The following is an 18,517-nucleotide window of genomic DNA, read 5'->3' as shown; positions in this document are numbered from 1 at the left end:
TGGCCGGGGGCAGGCGGATCGCCGCACGCGCACGGCGGTCGGTGTCGAGGCCATCGATTGCGGGGGGATGCAACTCGCTTGCGTGACTTGCGCTAGTCTTGCGTTCATGACGCGACGACTTGCTCAAGTGGCGAAGAAGGTGGGGGTCAGCGAGGCGACGGTCAGCCGTGTCCTCAATGGCAAGCCCGGGGTCTCCGAAGCGACACGGCAGTCCGTGCTCACCGCCCTGGACGTCCTCGGATACGAGCGGCCCACGCAGCTGCGCGGCGAGCGCGCCCGGCTCGTCGGCCTGGTCCTCCCGGAGCTCCAGAACCCGATCTTCCCGGCGTTCGCGGAGGTCATCGGCGGCGCGCTGGCGCAGCAGGGGCTGACGCCCGTCCTGTGCACGCAGACCAAGGGCGGCGTCTCCGAGGCCGACTACGTGGAGCTCCTGCTCCAGCAGCAGGTCTCCGGCGTGGTCTTCGCCGGCGGTCTCTTCGCCCAGGCCGCCGCGCCGCACGACCACTACCACCAGCTGGCGGAGCGGAACATCCCGGTCGTCCTGATCAACGCGGCGATCGAGGGGCTGAACTTCCCCTGCGTCTCCTGCGACGACGCCGTCGCCGTCGAGCAGGCCTGGCGCCACCTCGCGTCCCTCGGCCACGAGCGGATCGGCCTGGTCCTCGGGCCCGGCGACCACATCCCCTCGCGCCGCAAGCTCGAGGCGGCCCGGGGCGTGGTGGCGGCCGCGGGCCAGGAGCTGACCGACGAGTTCGTCGAGCGGTCGATCTTCTCCCTCGAAGGCGGACAGGCCTCCGCCGCACGGCTCCTGGAGCGCGGGGTCACCGGCATCGTCTGTGCGAGCGACCCGCTGGCCCTCGGGGCCATCCGGGCCGCGCGCCGGCGGGGGCTCTCGGTGCCCAAGGACGTGTCGGTCGTCGGCTTCGACGACTCGGCCTTCATGAACTGCACCGAGCCGCCGCTGTCGACCGTCCGCCAGCCCATCGAGGCCATGGGCCGCGCGGTCGTCGAGCTGCTCTGCGCCCAGATCCAGGGCACGCAGACGCACCCCGGCGAGCTGCTCTTCGAGCCGGAACTCGTCGTGCGCGGCTCGACCGCGCAGGCGCCCACCGGCTGATCCGGCCCTTCCCGCCGCCTCTCCCGAACCTCCCTCACCCTCCCCGCCGGCACCGGCACCGAGGACGCCCCCGCGGCGCCCGGTGCCGGTGCTTTTTTGCGTCCGGAAGTTCCCCGGCCGTTGACAAAGTCGTGACCCGGTAGAAACCTGTCACCTCGGCGACGCAAAAGATTGACTGAATCACTCAAAACTCATGTCATGCGTCGCACTTCACTGTCGGAGTCATGCCGGGTTCCCGCCGAACGCCCCTGTCGCTCTCCTCTCCGCAGGTAGGCGCACCGCGCGGCCCGGTTCATGGAAAGGTCACCATGAGAGGCACACACCTGAGCCGGCGGCTCACGGCCGGCGCGCTGACCGCCGGGCTGCTCGCCATCGGGCTGCTACCCGCCCCCGCGCACGCCGCGGCGACGGCGGAACCCAACCTGGCGCTCGGCCGGGCGGTGACGGCCGGCGGCGCCCACGGCGCCTACCCCGCCCGCAACGTCACGGACGGCAGCCGGCAGTCCTACTGGGAAGGGCCGGCGGGCTCCTTCCCCCAGTGGGTGCAGATCGACCTCGGCGCCGCCGTGGGCGTCGACCGGGTCGCGCTGAAACTGCCCACCGGCTGGGAGGCGCGCTCCGAGGCGGTCGGCGTGCTCGGCAGCACCGACGGCACCACCTTCACCACCCTCTCCGCCCCCAGGGCCCGCGCCTTCGACCCCGCCGCGGCCAACGCGGTGGCCATCGACCTCACCGCGGCCACCACCCGGTACCTCCGGATCCAGGTCGACTCCAACACGGGCTGGAACGCGGCCCAGTTGTCCGAGGTCGAGGTCTACGGCGACGGCGGCCCCGTCGACCCGCCCGTCGAAGGGACCGACCTGGCCCGCGGCAAGCCGATCGAAGCGACCTCCACCACCCAGAACTACGTCGCCACCCACGCCAACGACGGCGACCTCGCCACCTACTGGGAGTCCGCCGGGTTCCCGGCCGACCTGACCGTGCGGCTCGGCGCCGACGCCGACATCAGCGGCGTGGTCGTGAAGCTCGACCCCGCCCAGGTGTGGGGACCGCGCACCCAGTCCTTCCAGGTCCTCGGCCGTCCCCAGGGAGCCACCGGCTTCACCTCCCTCAAGGCCCGTGCCGACTACGCCTTCAGCCCGTCGTCCGGCGGGAACACCGTCGTCGTCCCCGTCACCGGCCGGTACGCGGACCTCAGGCTCGCCTTCTCCTCCAACACCGGCGCCCCCGGCGCCCAGGTCGCCGAGGTCCAGGTCCTCGGCACGGCGGCCCCCCATCCCGACCTGGTCCTCACCGACCTGACCTGGACCCCGTCCACTCCGTCGGAGGCGGACGCCGTGACGGTGAACGCCACGGTCCGCAACTCCGGCAGCGCGCCCGCGGCCGCCACCACGGTGAACGTCAGCGTCGAGGGCGCCGTGGCAGGCTCCGCTCCGGTGGTCTCCCTCCCCGCCGGAGCCTCCACCACCGTCCCGGTCGCCGTCGGACGGCGCCCGATGGGGGCGTACACCGTCTCCGCCGTCATCGACCCGACGGACACGGTCGCCGAGCAGGACAACGGCAACAACAGCCGTACCGCCGCCACGAAGCTGACCGTCGCCCAGAGCCCCGGCCCCGACCTGAAGGTCACCGGCATCTCCGCCAACCCGTCGGCGCCCCCCGTCGGGGCGGCCGTCTCCTTCACCGTCGCGGTCCAGAACCGCGGCACCGCCACCGTCCCGGCCGGCGCGGTCACCCGCCTCTCCGCCGGCACCACCACCCTCCAGGGCGCCACCCCGGCCATCGCCGCCGGAGCCACCGCCACCGTCGCCGTCACCGGAACCTGGACGGCCACCAGCGGCGGCGTCACCCTCACCGCCACGGCCGACGCCACCGGCACGGTCGCCGAGACCGACGAGAACAACAACGTCCTCTCGCGTTCGCTCGTCGTCGGACGCGGCGCCGCCGTGCCGTACACGGAGTACGAGGCGGAGGACGCCCGCTACCAGGGCACGCTCCTCACCACCGACCAGAAGCGGACCTTCGGACACACCGACTTCGCCACCGAGTCGTCCGGCAGGCGGTCGGTGCGCCTCACGGCCACCGGCCAGTTCGTCGAGTTCACCTCCACCAACCCCGCCAACTCGATCGTCGTCCGCAACTCGATCCCCGACGCCCCGGCCGGCGGCGGTGCCGAGGCCACGATCAGCCTCTACGTCAACGACACCTTCCTGCGGAAGCTGACCCTCTCCTCCAAGCACAGCTGGCTCTACGGCACCACCGACAGCCCCGAGGGCCTGACCAACACCCCGCAGGGCGACGCGCGGCGGCTCTTCGACGAGTCCCACGCCCTCCTCGCCCAGACCTACCCGGTGGGCACGAGGTTCCGGCTCCAGCGCGACGCCGGTGACACGGCCGCCTTCCACGTCCTCGACCTCGTGGACCTGGAGCAGGTGGCGCCCGCCGCCGCACAGCCGGCCGGATGCGTCTCCATCACCGCCTACGGGGCCGTTCCCAACGACGGCATCGACGACACCGACGCCATCCAGCGGGCCGTCACCGCCGACCAGAAGGGCGAGATCGGCTGCGTGTGGATCCCCGCCGGGCAGTGGCGCCAGGAGCAGAAGATCCTCACCGACGACCCGCTGAACCGCGGCGAGTTCAACCAGGTCGGCATCCGTGACGTGACCGTCCGCGGCGCCGGCATGTGGCACTCGCAGCTCTACACCACCACCCCGCCCCACCAGGCCGGCGGCATCAACCACCCGCATGAGGGCAACTTCGGCTTCGACATCGACCACAACACCCAGATCTCCGACCTCGCCATCTTCGGCTCCGGCACCATCCGCGGCGGCGACGGCAACGCCGAGGGAGGCGTCGGCCTCAATGGCCGGTTCGGCAAGGGCACGAAGATCAGCAACGTGTGGATCGAGCACGCGAACGTCGGCGTGTGGGCCGGCCGCGACTACTCCAACATCCCCGAGCTGTGGGGACCCGGCGACGGCCTCGAGTTCACCGGCATGCGCATCCGCAACACCTACGCCGACGGCATCAACTTCGCGAACGGCACCCGCAACTCCACCGTCTACAACTCGTCCTTCCGCAACACCGGCGACGACGCGCTGGCCGTCTGGTCGAGCAAGTACGTCAAGGACACGTCGGTGGACATCGGCCACGACAACCACTTCCGCAACAACACCATCCAGCTGCCCTGGCGCGCCAACGGCATCGCGGTGTACGGCGGTCACGGGAACACCATCGAGAACAACATCATCTCCGACACCATGAACTACCCGGGGATCATGCTGGCGACCGACCACGACCCGCTGCCCTTCACCGGGCAGACCCTCATCGCCAACAACGCCCTGCACCGCACCGGCGGAGCGTTCTGGAACGAGGACCAGGAGTTCGGCGCCATCACGCTCTTCGCACAGGGCCAGGACATCCCGGGCGTCACCATCCGTGACACCGACATCCTCGACTCGACCTACGACGGCATCCAGTTCAAGACCGGTGGCGGAGCGATGCCCGACGTGCGGATCACGGGTGTCCGCATCGACGGGTCCAGGAACGGCTCCGGCGTCCTCGCGATGAGCGGCGCGCGCGGCAGCGCGACGCTGACCGACGTGGTCATCACGAACTCGGCCGAGGGTGACGTCCTCGTCGAGCCCGGGTCGCAGTTCGTCGTCAACAGGGCCGGCTGAGCCCCGTGCACACCATCCGAGAGCGAGGACCGATGAGATTCCGCGACCGCCGGTCACGGTGCCTGAGCGCCGTGATCGCGACCAGCCTCCTGGCGCTGGGAGGCCCCCTCACGGCCGCCCACGCCGCCGGGGGCCCCAACATCGCCCTGGGCGACCCCACGTCGTCGAGCACCGCGCACGCCGAGTACGGCGCCGCGAACATCACCGACGGCAACCAGGGGACGTACTGGCAGAGCGCCGGCACCGCCTTCCCGCAGTGGGTGCAGACCGACCTCGGCGCCACCCAGCGCGTGGACGAGATCGTCCTCAGGCTCCCCGCCGGCTGGGAGAGCCGCACGCAGACCCTCTCCGTGCAGGGCAGCGCCGACGGGACCGCCTTCACCACCCTGAAGAGCTCCGCCGCCTACACCTTCAGCCCCGGAGCCGGGAACACCGTCACGGTCGCCTTCCCCGCGACGCAGACGCGGTTCGTCCGCGTCGCGGTGACCGCGAACACCGGCTGGCAGGCGGCCCAGCTCTCCGAGCTGGAAGTCCACGCCGCCGACGGCTCCTCGGCCAACCTGGCGGCCGGCCGCACCCTGACCGCCAGCAGCCACACCCAGGTCTACGCGGCGCCCCAGGCGAACGACGGAAACCGGGCCACCTACTGGGAGAGCGCCAACAACGCCCTGCCCCAGTGGCTCCAGGCCGACCTCGGCTCCGCCGTCCGCGTCGACCGGGTCGTCCTGCGACTGCCCGAGACCTGGGGTGCCCGCAGCCAGACCCTGAAGATCCAGGGCAGCACCGACGGCACCGCGTTCACCGACCTCACGGCCGCCCGGTCCTACGCCTTCGACGCGAGCAACGGCCGCTCCGCCACCCTCGCGTTCGACGCCGCCACCACCCGCTTCGTACGGGTCCTGGTGACCGCGAACACCGTCCAGCCCGCCGCCCAGATATCCGAACTGGAGATCTACGGCCCCGCCACCGGCGACACCCAGGCCCCCTCCGCACCGTCCGGCCTGGCCTACACCGAACCCGCCACCGGACAGATCCGACTCACCTGGAACCCGGCCGGCGACGACACCGCCGTCACCGGCTACGACGTCTACGCCAACGGCGCCCTCCTCACCAGCGTCCCCGGCGACACCACCACGTTCACCGACAACCGGCCGGCCAACCAGACCGTGTCCTACTCCGTGCGCGCCAAGGACGCGGCGGGCAACCAGTCGGCCGACAGCAACACGGTCACCCGCACCGGAGACGCCGGGGACACCCAGGCGCCGACCGCGCCCGCGAACCTCGCCCTCACCGAACCCGCCAGCGACCGGATCAAGCTGACCTGGACCGCGGCCAGCGACGACACCGGCGTCACCGGCTACGACGTGTACGCCAACGGGACCCTGCGCACCACCGTCGCGGGCGGCCTCACCACGTACACCGACACCCAGCCCGCCTCGACCACCGTCACCTACCGCGTCCGGGCCAGGGACGCGGCCGGCAACCAGTCCGTCGACAGCAACGCCGTCACCCGCAACGGCAGCGGCGGCACCGGCTCCGACCTGGCCGTGGCCAAGCCGATCAGCGCCTCCTCCACCGTCCACACCTTCGCCGCCGAGAACGCCAACGACAACAACGTGGCGACGTACTGGGAAGGCGCCGGCGGCAGCTACCCGCACACGCTCACCGTCAAGCTGGGCGCCAACGCCGACCTCGACCGGCTCGTGCTGCGGCTCAATCCGGACACCGCCTGGGCGGCCCGCTCGCAGACCATCGAGGTCCTCGGCCGCGAACAGAACGCCACCGCCTTCACGACCCTGGCGGCGGCGAAGAGCCACACCTTCGACCCGGCGAGCGGCAACACCGTCACCGTCCCGGTCTCCGGGCGCGTCGCCGACGTCCGGCTGAAGTTCACCGCCAACACCGGCGCCCCGGCCGGTCAGCTCGCCGACTTCCAGGTCATCGGCGTCCCGGCGCCCAACCCCGACCTGGAGGTCACCGGCCTCACCGTGTCGCCCGCAGCCCCGGTGGAGTCCGACCCGATCACCGTGTCGGCCACCGTGCGCAACAGCGGCCCGGCCGCGGCGCCGGCCAGCACCGTCGCCCTGCGCCTCGGCGGCACCAAGGTCGCCACCGCACAGGTCGGCGCCCTGGCCGCCGGCGACCGGACCACCGTCAGCGCCTCCATCGGCGCCCGGGACGCGGGCACGTACCAGCTGAGCGCGGTCGCCGACGAGGCGAACGCCGTCATCGAGCAGAACGAGTCCAACAACACCCACACCAGCCCCACGGCCCTGGTCGTCAAGCCGGTCGGCGGCTCCGACCTGGTCACCGCCTCGGTCACGACCACACCGTCGAGCCCCGCCGCGGGCGACACCGTCACCTTCAGGGCGACCGTGCGGAACCAGGGCACCGAGGCGAGCGCCGCGGGCAGCCACGGCGTCACCCTGACCGTCCTCGACTCCCGGGGCGGGGCGGTCAAGACCCTCGCGGCGACCCACAGCGGCGCCCTCGCCCCCGGCGCCACGGCCCAGGTGACCCTCGGACCGTGGACCGCCGCCAACGGCTCGTACACCGTGCGGACCGTACTCGCCGACGACGCCGACGAACCGCCGGTCAAGCGGACGAACAACACCTCCACCCAGCCGCTGTTCGTCGGACGCGGCGCGCACATGCCCTACGACATGCACGAGGCGGAGGACGGCACGGCCGGCGGGGGAGCCACCGTCGTCGGACCCAACCGCACCGTCGGCGACATCGCCGGCGAGGCGTCCGGCCGCAAGGCCGTCAGCCTGGACGCGACCGGAGAGTACGTCGAGTTCACCACCCGCGCCGCGACCAACACCCTCGTCACCCGCTTCTCCATCCCGGACGCCCCGGGCGGCGGCGGCATCGACTCCACGATCGACGTGTACGTCGACGGCGTCTTCAAGAAGGCGCTCCCGCTGACCTCCAAGTACGCCTGGCTGTACGGCAACGAGACCGCCCCCGGAAACTCCCCGGGCTCCGGGGCCCCGCGCCACGTCTACGACGAGGCGCACCTCCTCCTCGGCGAGACCGTCCCGGCGGGTTCGAGGATCCGGCTCCAGAAGGACGCGGCCAACACCTCCACGTACGCGATCGACTTCGTGAACCTGGAGCAGGTCGCCCCGGCCGCGAACCCCGACCCGGCCACGTACACCGTGCCGGCCGGGACCACGCACCAGGACGTCCAGAACGCCCTCGACAAGGTCCGCATGGACACCACCGGCACCCTCGTCGGCGTCTACCTGCCGCCGGGCGACTACCAGACGTCGAGCAAGTTCCAGGTCTACGGCAAGGCGGTCGAGGTCGTCGGCGCCGGACCGTGGTACACGAAGTTCCACGCGCCCTCGACCCAGGACAACACCGACGTCGGCTTCCGCGCCGAGGCCACGGCGAAGGGCTCCCTCTTCAAGGGATTCGCCTACTTCGGCAACTACACCTCGCGGATCGACGGCCCGGGCAAGGTGTTCGACTTCGCCAACGTCTCCGACGTCGTCATCGACGACATCTGGAACGAGCACATGGTGTGCCTCTACTGGGGCGCCAACACCGACCGGACGACCATCAAGAACTCCCGCATCCGCAACCTGTTCGCCGACGGCGTCAACATGACCAACGGCTCCACCGACAACCTCGTCACCAACAACGACGCCCGGGCGACGGGCGACGACAGCTTCGCGCTGTTCTCCGCGATCGACGCCGGCGGCGCCGACATGAAGAACAACGTCTACGAGAACCTCACCACCACCCTGACGTGGCGGGCGGCGGGCGTGGCCGTCTACGGCGGCTACGACAACACCTTCCGCAACATCCACATCGCCGACACGCTCGTCTACTCCGGCATCACCATCTCGTCCCTCGACTTCGGCTACCCGATGAACGGCTTCGGGACCGGGCCCACCACCTTCGAGAACATCTCGGTCGTCCGGGCCGGCGGCCACTTCTGGGGCTCGCAGACCTTCCCCGGCATCTGGGTCTTCTCCGCCTCGAAGGTCTTCCAGGGCATCAGGGTCAACCACGTCGACATCGTCGACCCCACCTACAGCGGGGTGATGTTCCAGACGAACTACGTCGGCGGACAACCCCAGTACCCGATCAAGGACACGGTCTTCACCGACGTCTCGGTCACCGGCGCCCGCAAGAGCGGTGACGCCTACGACGCCAAGTCGGGCTTCGGCCTCTGGGCCAACGAGATGCCCGAGTCCGGCCAGGGCCCGGCCGTCGGCGAAGTGACGTTCAACGGCCTCGAACTGAACGGCAACGCCGTCGACGTGCGCAACACCACGTCCACCTTCCGGATCCACATGAACCCGTGATCCCGGGCGGCCTCCGGGCCGCTCCCGACCCGCGACCGGCGCGGGCCCCCACCGGGGTCCGCGCCGCTCGTATGGAACAGGCCTGGTCAGAGCGGGTGTCCGCAGGATGGGCCATGTACGGGGGAGACCGCGTGAAGGACGTTCGCATCCGACCGTCCCGCCACCCCCGCCGACAGCCGGCGACCGCCTTCACAAGCCGCGCCTCCAGCACGCGCCGATGACGCGGCGGTCCGGGGCCGGGCACGGGCCGTCAGCGTTCCCGGCGGAAGTCGAGCATGCAGAAGACCTTGTCGTAGCGGCGCTCGCCGACCGCGACGAAGTCGGGCAGCCGGCCGTACTCCCGAAACCCCAGCGACCGGTACAGGTGCAGCGCGTCGGCGTTGTCGCCGCGGACGTCGAGGGTCAGGACCTCCACGCCCGCCCGCCCGCTCGGCGTCGGCGACGAGGGCGGCGGTGAGGGCGCGGCCGACCCCACGGCCGTGGGCCGTGCGCGCTCCCTCACGGGAGTGGTTCCCGGGGGCCAGTGAGCGCAGTGCGGCGCGGTCGGCGGGGGGACGGCGGAGCACCGGCACGAAGCTGTGCGCTGCCCGTACCACCCGCGAAGACGGAGGTTCCCGCTCCCATGACCCATGCACACCTCAGGCCGTCGGGCCGGCGTCGGAGAGCCGGCGGGAGGGCCGGGGCGCTCGCCGCGTGCGGACTCGCCCTCGTCCTCGCGCTGCCCGGCACCGCGCTGGCCGCGCCCGGCGACCTGGACCCGACGTTCGGGCCCGACGGCCGGGTGACCACGCCCCTCCCGGGGTACGCCGAGGGCCACGACATCGCGCGGCAGGCCGACGGGAAGCTCGTCATGGCCGGTCTGAGCAGCGAGGCGGGCTTCGCGCTCACCCGCTACCTGCCGGGCGGCGGCCTCGACACCACCTTCGGCGGCGACGGCACGGTCACCAGCGACTTCGGCGGCGGCAGCCACACGGCCAACGCGGTGGCCGTCCAGCCGTCGGACGGCAAGATCGTCGTCGCGGGCACCACCGAGGTCATCGCCGAGGAGGGCGGCGGATGCTGCTTCTTCTCCGTGGCCCGGTACAACACCGACGGCACCCCGGACACCGGCTTCGGCGACAACGGCCTCGTGCGCGTCGAGGAGTTCGGCGGCTCGGCGGACGGCACGGACGTCGCCGTACAGCCCGACGGCGCGATCATCGCTGCCGGCAAGAGCGGCGGCGGCGGCTTCACTCTGGTCCGCCTCACCGACGAGGGCGACCTCGACCCGAGCCTGGGCGGTGACGGCACGGTGATCGCCGGCTTCACCCCCGCCTCGCCCCAGGACGCCGGCGGCGTCGCACGCTCCCTGGCGCTCCAGCCCGACGGGAAGATCCTCCTGACCGGCTACGTCGGCAACACGGCCTTCGACATCGGCGTGGCCCGCTACCTGCCGGGCGGCGCCCTCGACACCACCTTCAGCGGCGACGGCATGGTGACGGCGGACTTCGGGGGCACCGAGTTCGGCAACGCCGTGGCGGTCCAGACGGACGGCAGGATCCTCGTCGCCGGGAGCGGCGGGGCCGGCTTCGCGCTCCTCCGCTACAACGCCAACGGCACCGCCGACACCGGCTTCGCCACCGGAGGGCGTACGTCGGTGGCCTTCCCCGGCGACGGCGGAACCGCCTACGCCATGGCACTGCAGACCAACGGCAAGATCGTCCTCGCCGGCCGGGCCGACGACCCGAACAGCGCCGAGGCCAACGACTTCGGCCTCGTCCGGTTCCACACCAACGGCACCGTGGACACCGGGTTCGGCGGTGACGGCTTCGTGGTCACCGGCTTCAACGACTTCGACGAGGCCCGCGCCGTGCTCGTCCAGCCCGACGGCAAGATCGTCGCGGCAGGCCACGGAGCGGGCTTCACCTTCGCGCTCGCCCGCTATCTCGGCGGGGACGGCACGCCGCCCCCGGCGCCGAGCGCGGACCTCGTGGTGACACAGGCCCCCACCGCCCCCGTCAGCATCGGCGACCGGGTCACCTACACCGTGACCGTCGCCAACTCCACGGCCTCCACCGCCACCGCCACCGGCGTCACCCTCTCCGACACGCTCTCCGGCGCCGGTGTCACCCTCACCTCGGCCACCTCGCCGCAGGGCACCTGCACCACCACGGCGACGACGGCCTCGTGCGCCCTCGGCTCCCTGGCCCCGGGCACGAGCGCGACGGTCACGGTGACGGCCGAGCCCCGGTCCACCGGCACGATCACGCACACGGCCACCGCCACGGGGAGCCCGCAGGACCCCGCGGGGTCCGACAACACGGCCGTCGCCACCACTTCGGTCAACAACGCGCGCGGCTGCACCGTCATCGGCACCAGCGGCGTCGACACCCTGACGGGCGGCTACGCGAACGACGTGATCTGCGCCCTCGGCGGCAACGACACCGTCCGCGCCGGCTACGGCAACGACACGGTCCACGGCGGCTACGGCAACGACAACATCGACGGCGGCTTCGGCGACGACACCCTGAACGGCGGCCCGGGCAACGACACCCTGACCGGCTACTACGGCAACGACCGCCTCACCACCACCGACGGCGTACCGGGCAACGACACCGCCAACGGCGGCCTCGGCACCGACACCTGCACCACCGACGCGGGCGACGCCCGCATCAGCTGCCCCTGACCCCGCCCGTCCCACGAGAGCCGTCGCCGTCTCCACGGCGGCGGCTCTCGCCACGCCCTACCCGGTCCCCTCCATGCCGTCCCCGAGCCACGGGCGGAGCTTCTCCGGGTTGCGGACCGCCCAGATGTGCGTCACGCGGCCGTCGTCGAGGCCGAACGCGGCGACCGTCACGGTCGTGCCGGCGTGCTGCGCGACCAGGCCCGGCCGCCCGTTGACCGTGCGTTCGAGGAGTGTCAGTCCGGGGGCCTTGTCGGCGATGTGGATCAGGTACTGGGCGATGCGCTCGCCTCCCTCGACCGGGCGGAGGACGGTGCCGACCAGGCCTCCTCCGTCGGCGGTCATCGAGGCGGCGGGGTCGAGGAGGCCGACGAGGGCCCTGATGTCCTTCGCCTCCCAGGCCACCTTGAAGTCCCGTACCAGAGCGGCCTGTCCGGCCGGCGGAGCGGCCGATGCCCTGGCGTCGCGGACCCGCCGCCGGGCCGAGGACGCCAGCTGCCGGCAGGCGGCGGGTGTCCGGCCCACGATCTCGGCGACCTCGGGGAAGGGGTAGCGGAAGACGTCGTGCAGGACGAACGCCACGCGTTCGGCCGGGGTCATCGACTCCAGGACGACCAGGAAGGCCATGTGCACCGACTCGTCCAGGGTGACCCGGTCGGCGGGGTCGGCCGGCTCGGCCCCGCCGCTTCCGCTCCGCCCGCTGAACCACTCCGTGCGGTCGGGTAGGGGTTCGGGCAGCCACGCCCCGACGTAGCGCTCGCGCCGGGCGCGGGCCGAGCCGAGCACGTCCAGGCAGACGCGGCCGGCCACCGTGGTCAGCCAGGCGCCCGGTGACTCGACCGCCTCCTGCTGCGGCCGCGTCAGCGCGTACCAGCGGGTGTACGTCTCCTGTACGGCGTCCTCGGCCTCGGCCAGCGAACCGAGCAGCCGGTAGGCCAGATCGGTCAGGTGGCGCCGCTCGCCGAGGATCTCCCTCAGCTGCGGCTCGCGCCGGTCCTGAGCCTGCTCCACTGGGGTACCCATGGTCGCGACCGCTCCCTCGTTCTTCTCGTCCGTTCCCGCTCCTGGTATGTCACATGATCATCCCATCGGAGGACGTGACCGACGTCTCCCTCACACTTTGCGGGCCTGCTTCGTCGAACCATCGAGAACGCGACGATCCACCGCCGCGAGGCAGAAAAGAGGACCGCACGATGGCCACCGACACGACGGCAGCACAGCGCAGCCACACGTTCCTGCAGGTCTCGATCGCCCTGCAGACCCTGACCCTGTTCCTCCAGGCGGTCTCCGCGGGACTGCTGCTGTCCACCTCGTACGGCGAGCTGCTCCACGCGGTCGGCGCCCGTGTGACGTACGGCGCGACGATGCTCTACGTACTCGCCGCGGTCCTGGAGTGGCGGCCGGGCGGCGGGTCGCCCCGCCCCATCCTGTTCGCCTCGGTCTTCCTCGTGCTCTCCTCGGCGCAGGTGGTGTTGGGCATCGCGCACATGCCGTCGCTCCATGTCCCCCTGGGCGTCCTCATGTTCGGCCTCAGCGTGCTGGCGCTCGGGCGGAGGGTGACCGGCGGGCCGGCGGGTCGCGCCGCACTGCGTGCGTAACGGCCGCCACGGCGGTCGAGCGGCCGCCACCGCAACAGGTCGGGACGACCGGCGAACGCCGAGTGGTCCCGCCGCGGGGGAGGGGGGACGCTGGAAGGGAGCGCGGCCGGGTGCCGCGCGCACCGAACGGCGTGCCCTCCCGGTCGGGAAAGGTCGCGTCATGCGCATGCTGCTGAAGGTTCAGATGGACACCCCGACCTCCAACGAGGCCATCAGGCAGGGCAACCTGCTGAAGATCATGGAGGGCGCCCTGGAATCACTCAAGCCGGAGGCCGCCTACTTCACCGTCGAGGACGGCTGTCGCACGGGCTACCTCTTCTTCGACATGGTGGACCCTTCCCAGATGCCGAAGATCAGCGAACCCTTCTTCATGGAAATCGGCGCCAGGATCCACTACTCGCCGGTCATGAACGTGGAGGACCTGCGCAAGGGCCTGACCGCCCTCATGCCCGGCTGAGCGACCGCGACCGGCGCCCTCACGCCGGGGCGCTCGTCCTCCGGGCCGGTCAGGTCGGCCGAGTCCCCGCGGCCGTCCGGCGACCAGCCGAAGCGTCGCCGGACGGCGACGCCCTGCGGGCCGCGGGCCGCCGCCTGGCAGGGGGTCACCGCAGGGAACGCAGCAGCTCCATGACGGGGCCCGCCACCGCTTGGTGGCGCGGCTCCCGCAGGTCGAGGACGGGGGTGGGGACGGAGTGGGCGTGGGAGGTGAGGAGGGTCATGAGGTGCCACAGGGCGTCGGAGCGGGGCGGGAGGGGGAGTCCGTGGCCGGCGGGGGTGATGACCGTGGCGGGGGTGACGCCGGCGAGGAGGTGGGTGCGGGGCCAGTCGACGACGAAGGAGCCGCCGTCGGGGGCGGCGCGGAGGACCACGTCCCGGGTGTGGTTGAGGACGGCGAGGTAGTTCATCGGCACGGTGAGCCGGCGGGCCGCGTCGAACGGGGGAGAGCCGTCCGCCGGACGGATGCGCAGCACGGTGTCCAGGACCGGGCCGTGGACCTGGAAGGTGGTGGTGCCGCTCATCCGGAGGAACCGGGCGCGCACCAGGTGGCCGCCGCGGCGCGACCAGCCACGGCGGACGGACCCGAACGCGCCGTCCCCGCCCGGCAGGTCGCCGGTGAGGAGCCGGCTCTCCTCTCCCGGCTCGGACGGCGGGGAGGGTTCCTCGGGGAAGGCGCGGAACCGGTCGGCCAGGGCCGTGTACCGCGCGGCCGTCTCCGGGTCGAGGCGCCGGAGCCGGATCGTGTCGCCGTCCAGCTCGACGCCGCCGGCGGCCCGGGACAGGTGCATCTGCTCCAGCTGGCGGCCGGAGCGGCGCGTCACGTCGGTCGTCCGGCCCTCCAGGTCGACCACCCGGCACGTCCGTGTGCCCGCGAGCAGGGCGCTGCGCGGCCAGAGCGGGGTGACCTTCGGGCGGACGGGCGGGGCGGACCTCCCGGTGGGGCTCCGGCGGGTCTTCGTACGGGGGTCCGCTGCGGCCGGCGCGTCGGGTGCCGTCGGGTCGACCAGTACGGCGAGGCGGCCGGCGGTCACCGCCGACAGGCACAGAGGCGGTACCGGCCACTCGTCCGTGATCTCGAACTCGCCGGTCGCCGCGGCGCCTTCGTCCCGTCCGTCCCCGCCGGTGTCCCGCACCCGCAGTCTGAGCCTGACCAGCGGGGTGAACTCGGCGGGGGCGTAGTCGCCCCCGCAGGTGGTGAACGTCGCCTCGTCGTCGGGTGCGTACCGGACGAGTGACGCCTCCAGGACGTCCGCCCGCACGAGTCTGGCCTCCGGCACGTCCGGGCCGGAGCGCGGCGCCCACAGCACGAAGGTGTCGTCCGCGTAGGCGGCGGTCGTGTCCTTCGGACGGTCCCGGCGCGTGATGCGGGGGAACTCCTGCCGGGCGCTCCGGTGGGCCGTGAACGGAATGGCGGCCGAGAGGACCACCCCGACGGCGAGCGGGATCCAGGCCCGGTCGTCGCCCTCGGTCCATGCGACGCAGGCGACGACGAGGGCCAGCGGACCCGGGAAGAGACAGAGGGTGGCGAAGAGGAGATGGCCGACGAACACCCCGGTGTAGCTGCGCATGGCCCCCGCTTCCGCCCCCGTGTGGAGTAGGCACCGTATCCGGCCCGGCCCCGCCGCGGCACCCCTCGGCCGCGCGGGGTGCCGCTGGGGCCCGGTCCGGTGAGGGACCGGGCCCGCGGGGTCACGACGCGGCGGGGACGGTGTCCTCGAAGGCGGTGCCGGCGGAGCGGTAGGCGGCGACCTTGGCGGCCACCTGGGCGGGGGTGAGGACCTGGTCCTTGACGTGCAGGACGTAGTCCACCTTCTGGTCGTAGGAGCGCGGGGTGGTGGAGGGCTGGCCGGCGAGGTCGATCAGCCACTGGTTGAAGTTGATGGACATGGGACGCTCGGGGAGGTAGCGGGCGTCGTGGCGGCCGAACTCCCGGCCGTCGACGTAGTAGACGATCGCCGTGGCGTCGATGGTGACGACCAGGTCGTGCCAGCCGTCGTAGGAGGTACGGGACTCGGAGTGCTGGTTGACGGCCTCCCAGGGGTCGGGCCGGTAGGTCTCCCAGGAGGTGGTGTACAGGATGTTCGCGGGCTCGCCCCAGCCGCCGTTGGGCAGGTACTCGAAGTCGTACTCGGCGTAGTCGTCGGCCATCGGGGCCTTGAGGTCGTTGATGGTGAAGAAGGTCTGGACGACGCGGTCGCCGTCGGGGCCGGAGAGCGGCGCGTCGGAGAAGCGGACGCGCGCCGCGTAGGTGCCGTTCCTGAACTTCGTGGCCCGGGTGAGGATCTCGGTGTGCCGGGTGGACTCGCCGGTGCCGGCGGTGGAGGTCCGGAGGTTCATGATCGAGTTCGTGCTTTCCTTCGCGAAGGTGACGTTCTCGGGCGCCCAGGTGGCGCCCGGCACGCCGGGGCCGCCCGCGTTGGAGCGCACGCTCCACCCGTGGGCCCCCACGGCCGGGTCGGTGTGTCCGGTGTAGTCGAAGTCGTCGAAGAGCGTGGCTCCGGTGGGCGGCGGAGTGGTCGGGTCGGTCGGCGTCGGCGTCGGTGTCGGCTCCGCGCCGGCGGGCGCGGTGCCCCAGACGGGGACGCCGGCCACGCTCGCGGTGACCTTGGACCAGGAGGCGTACGTGGTCTGGGCCGGTCCGAACGAGTAGTCGTCGCTCTGGTTCAGCGGCTGCCAGTCGGAGCGGTGGAAGCGCAGCTGCATGTCGCCGGTGTCCGCGCCGGGGGCGAGCGAACCGGCGCCGGCGGTGAAGCCGACCTCCAGGTAGCGGTCGGCGGTCGCGGTGGGCCGGGCGAGGGTGCCGAAGGTGCCGGTGAGGTTCGCGCAGCCCTTCACGGCCCAGGAGCAGGCGTAGGTGTACGAGGCTCCCGCGTCGGCCTTGAAGTAGTAGCGCACCTTGACCTGGCTCAGCGGGACGGAGGCCGTGCCGGTGTTGACCACCTTCAGCCAGGGCTCGACCTGGTCGCTGCCGGTGGCACTCTGCCGGTACTGGACGGTGACGGCCTCACCGGCCGCCGCCGCGGGCAGCGCGGTGAGTGCGGTGGCGCCGAGCCCGGTCACCGCGGTGACCGCGAGTGCGGCACGGATCCGCAGCTTCCTGTTCCTCGACGGGTCGCTCATGAGGACTCCTCCTTGGGTCGGGTCCGGCCGGAGGCCGGGGTCGTGGGGGAAAGGCGGCGCGGCACCCCGAGGGCGTCGAGCCGGGTCCGGTGGTGGCGCAGGCGCTCGCGGAAGCCGGGCCAGTCGTGGCGGCCGGTCCAGACGACCTCGGCGAGCGCGCAGAGCCGGGGGAAGGTGAGGTATTCGGCGTGCGCGGCGGTGGGCACGTACTCGGTCCACAGCTGGGCCTGGGAGCCCAGCACCCGTGCGGCCTCCTCGGCGCTCCAGTCGGCGGGTGCCGGGTCGTTGCCGTGGACGGCCCGCAGGTCGACGACCTCGCCGGCCTGGCCGGGCGGCTCCTCGGCGCCGGCCGACTGCGGGTAGTCGAGGTAGGTCGTCCGGTGGGGCGCCATGACGACCTGGTGTCCGCGGCGGACGGCCGTCCGTCCGTGGTCGGCGTCCCGCCAGGGCATGACGGTGAAGTACGACGGGAGGTCGGCGCCGTTCTCGGTCCAGCTGAGCGGGTGGCGCCCGGCGTCCACGAGGTGGCGTCCGACCCGTTCCATGAACCAGCCGTGCAGGGCGTCGGGCCCCGGCAGCCCCTCGGCGGCGACCCTGCGACGGGCGTCGGGGGAGGCGTGCCACTCGGTGGTGGGGCACTCCTCGCCGCCGATGTGGACGTAGGGGGACGGGAAGACGTCCATCACCTCGTCCAGGACGGTGCGGCAGAAGTCGAGGGCCCCGTCGTGGACGCCGAGGATGGTGTCGCACACGCCCCACCGGTCCCAGACCTCGTAGGTGCGGCCCGGATGGTTGCCGATCTCGGGGTAGGCGGCGAGGGCGGCGCGGACGTGACCGGGCATCTCGATCTCGGGCACGACGGTGACGCCGCGCTCCGCCGCGTACGCGACGAGACCGGTGAGTTCGGCACGGGTGTACGCCCCGCCGTGCGGCAGACCGCCGACCTCGGTGAGCCGGGGGAGGGCGGCGACCGGCATCCGCCAGCCCTGGTCGTCGGTGAGGTGCAGGTGCAGGACGTTGAGCTTGTGCAGGGCGAGGAGGTCGACGTACCGCCTGAGGTAGGAGACGGGGCGGAAGCGGCGGGCGACGTCGAGCATGGAACCGCGCCAGGGGAAGCGGGGGACGTCGGTGATCTGCGCGCAGGGGATCGACCAGGCGACGCCGGACACGGGCTCCGGACGCAGGGCCTCCACGGGCAGGAGCTGGCGGAGGGTCTGGACGCCGGCCAGGAGGCCGCGGGAACGGGCGGCCCGCAGCAGCACCCCTTCGGTGCCGACGGTGAGTCCGTATCCCTCGTCGCCGAGCCCGGTCAGGGCGCGGTCGAGGGCCAGGACGACGGAGCCGTCGGGGCGTGCGGGCAGCGCCAGGCCGGTGGCCGGGGCGAGGAGGCCGCGCAGCAGGTCGGCCGCGGCTTCGGCGCCGGGGGTGACCTTGAGCGTGGTCGCGGCGTCGAAGGTGAACCGGCCGGGGAGCACGGAGAGATGGGTGGGTTCGGGGACGAGTGGGGGCAGGGGCATCGC

Annotated in this window: 10 protein-coding genes and 1 pseudogene; 6 read left to right on the top strand and 5 right to left on the bottom strand. The window is 72.6% G+C overall.

Annotated features, from left to right (window positions below; all coding sequences use genetic code 11):
* Positions 1-106: 106 nt before the first annotated feature.
* The 3 genes from AC067A_RS08095 to AC067A_RS08085 all read left to right on the top strand — a co-directional run bounded on the left by AC067A_RS08095 (position 107) and on the right by AC067A_RS08085 (position 9,119).
* Positions 107-1,117: a LacI family DNA-binding transcriptional regulator gene (locus tag AC067A_RS08095; protein ID WP_478616114.1), complete on the top strand. Its 1,011-nt coding sequence runs from the start codon at positions 107-109 to the stop codon at positions 1,115-1,117.
* Positions 1,118-1,425: 308 nt separating this feature from the next.
* Complete coding sequence (locus AC067A_RS08090) at positions 1,426-4,800, top strand: CARDB domain-containing protein (protein WP_478616111.1); 3,375 nt, start codon at positions 1,426-1,428, stop codon at positions 4,798-4,800.
* Between the two features lie 32 nt (positions 4,801-4,832).
* Positions 4,833-9,119, top strand: coding sequence for a discoidin domain-containing protein (locus AC067A_RS08085; RefSeq protein ID WP_478616109.1), 4,287 nt, complete (start codon positions 4,833-4,835; stop codon positions 9,117-9,119).
* A gap of 250 nt (positions 9,120-9,369) precedes the next feature.
* Here AC067A_RS08085 and AC067A_RS08080 read toward each other — a convergent pair.
* Positions 9,370-9,604: pseudogene (locus tag AC067A_RS08080) on the bottom strand (N-acetyltransferase family protein); the annotation flags it as partial.
* 137 nt (positions 9,605-9,741) lie between these two features.
* On the opposite strand from AC067A_RS08080, the gene AC067A_RS08075 reads away from it, so the two are divergent.
* Entirely contained in the window at positions 9,742-11,784 is a 2,043-nt protein-coding gene (locus tag AC067A_RS08075; RefSeq protein ID WP_478616106.1) for a calcium-binding protein, read from the top strand.
* A gap of 57 nt (positions 11,785-11,841) precedes the next feature.
* On the opposite strand, the gene sigJ is transcribed toward AC067A_RS08075, so the two are convergent.
* Positions 11,842-12,804: an RNA polymerase sigma factor SigJ gene (gene sigJ, locus AC067A_RS08070; protein WP_478616104.1), complete on the bottom strand. Its 963-nt coding sequence runs from the start codon at positions 12,802-12,804 to the stop codon at positions 11,842-11,844.
* Between the two features lie 170 nt (positions 12,805-12,974).
* Here sigJ and AC067A_RS08065 point away from each other — a divergent pair, with 170 nt between their 5' ends.
* Together AC067A_RS08065 and AC067A_RS08060 are read left to right on the top strand one after the other, a co-directional pair.
* Positions 12,975-13,379 (top strand): hypothetical protein, encoded by a 405-nt coding sequence (locus tag AC067A_RS08065; protein WP_478616102.1) that lies wholly within the window; start codon positions 12,975-12,977, stop codon positions 13,377-13,379.
* Positions 13,380-13,545: 166 nt separating this feature from the next.
* Positions 13,546-13,836 (top strand): hypothetical protein, encoded by a 291-nt coding sequence (locus AC067A_RS08060; protein ID WP_478616099.1) that lies wholly within the window; start codon positions 13,546-13,548, stop codon positions 13,834-13,836.
* A gap of 145 nt (positions 13,837-13,981) precedes the next feature.
* Here AC067A_RS08060 and AC067A_RS08055 read toward each other — a convergent pair whose 3' ends face one another.
* The 3 genes from AC067A_RS08055 to AC067A_RS08045 form a co-directional block, all read right to left on the bottom strand.
* Entirely contained in the window at positions 13,982-15,445 is a 1,464-nt protein-coding gene (locus AC067A_RS08055) for a hypothetical protein (RefSeq protein ID WP_478616096.1), read from the bottom strand.
* A 121-nt stretch (positions 15,446-15,566) separates the two neighbouring features.
* Complete coding sequence (locus AC067A_RS08050; protein WP_478616094.1) at positions 15,567-16,997, bottom strand: cellulose binding domain-containing protein; 1,431 nt, start codon at positions 16,995-16,997, stop codon at positions 15,567-15,569.
* Complete coding sequence (locus AC067A_RS08045) at positions 16,994-18,514, bottom strand: beta-N-acetylhexosaminidase (RefSeq protein ID WP_478616091.1); 1,521 nt, start codon at positions 18,512-18,514, stop codon at positions 16,994-16,996. The genes AC067A_RS08050 and AC067A_RS08045 overlap by 4 nt, the downstream gene beginning before the upstream one ends.
* Positions 18,515-18,517: the final 3 nt, after the last annotated feature.

The sequence above is a fragment of the Streptomyces sp. NPDC043176 genome, assembly GCF_056436715.1.
The sequence above is the reverse complement of the archived record's forward strand: the minus strand, read 5'-3'. Positions and strand labels throughout refer to the sequence as shown.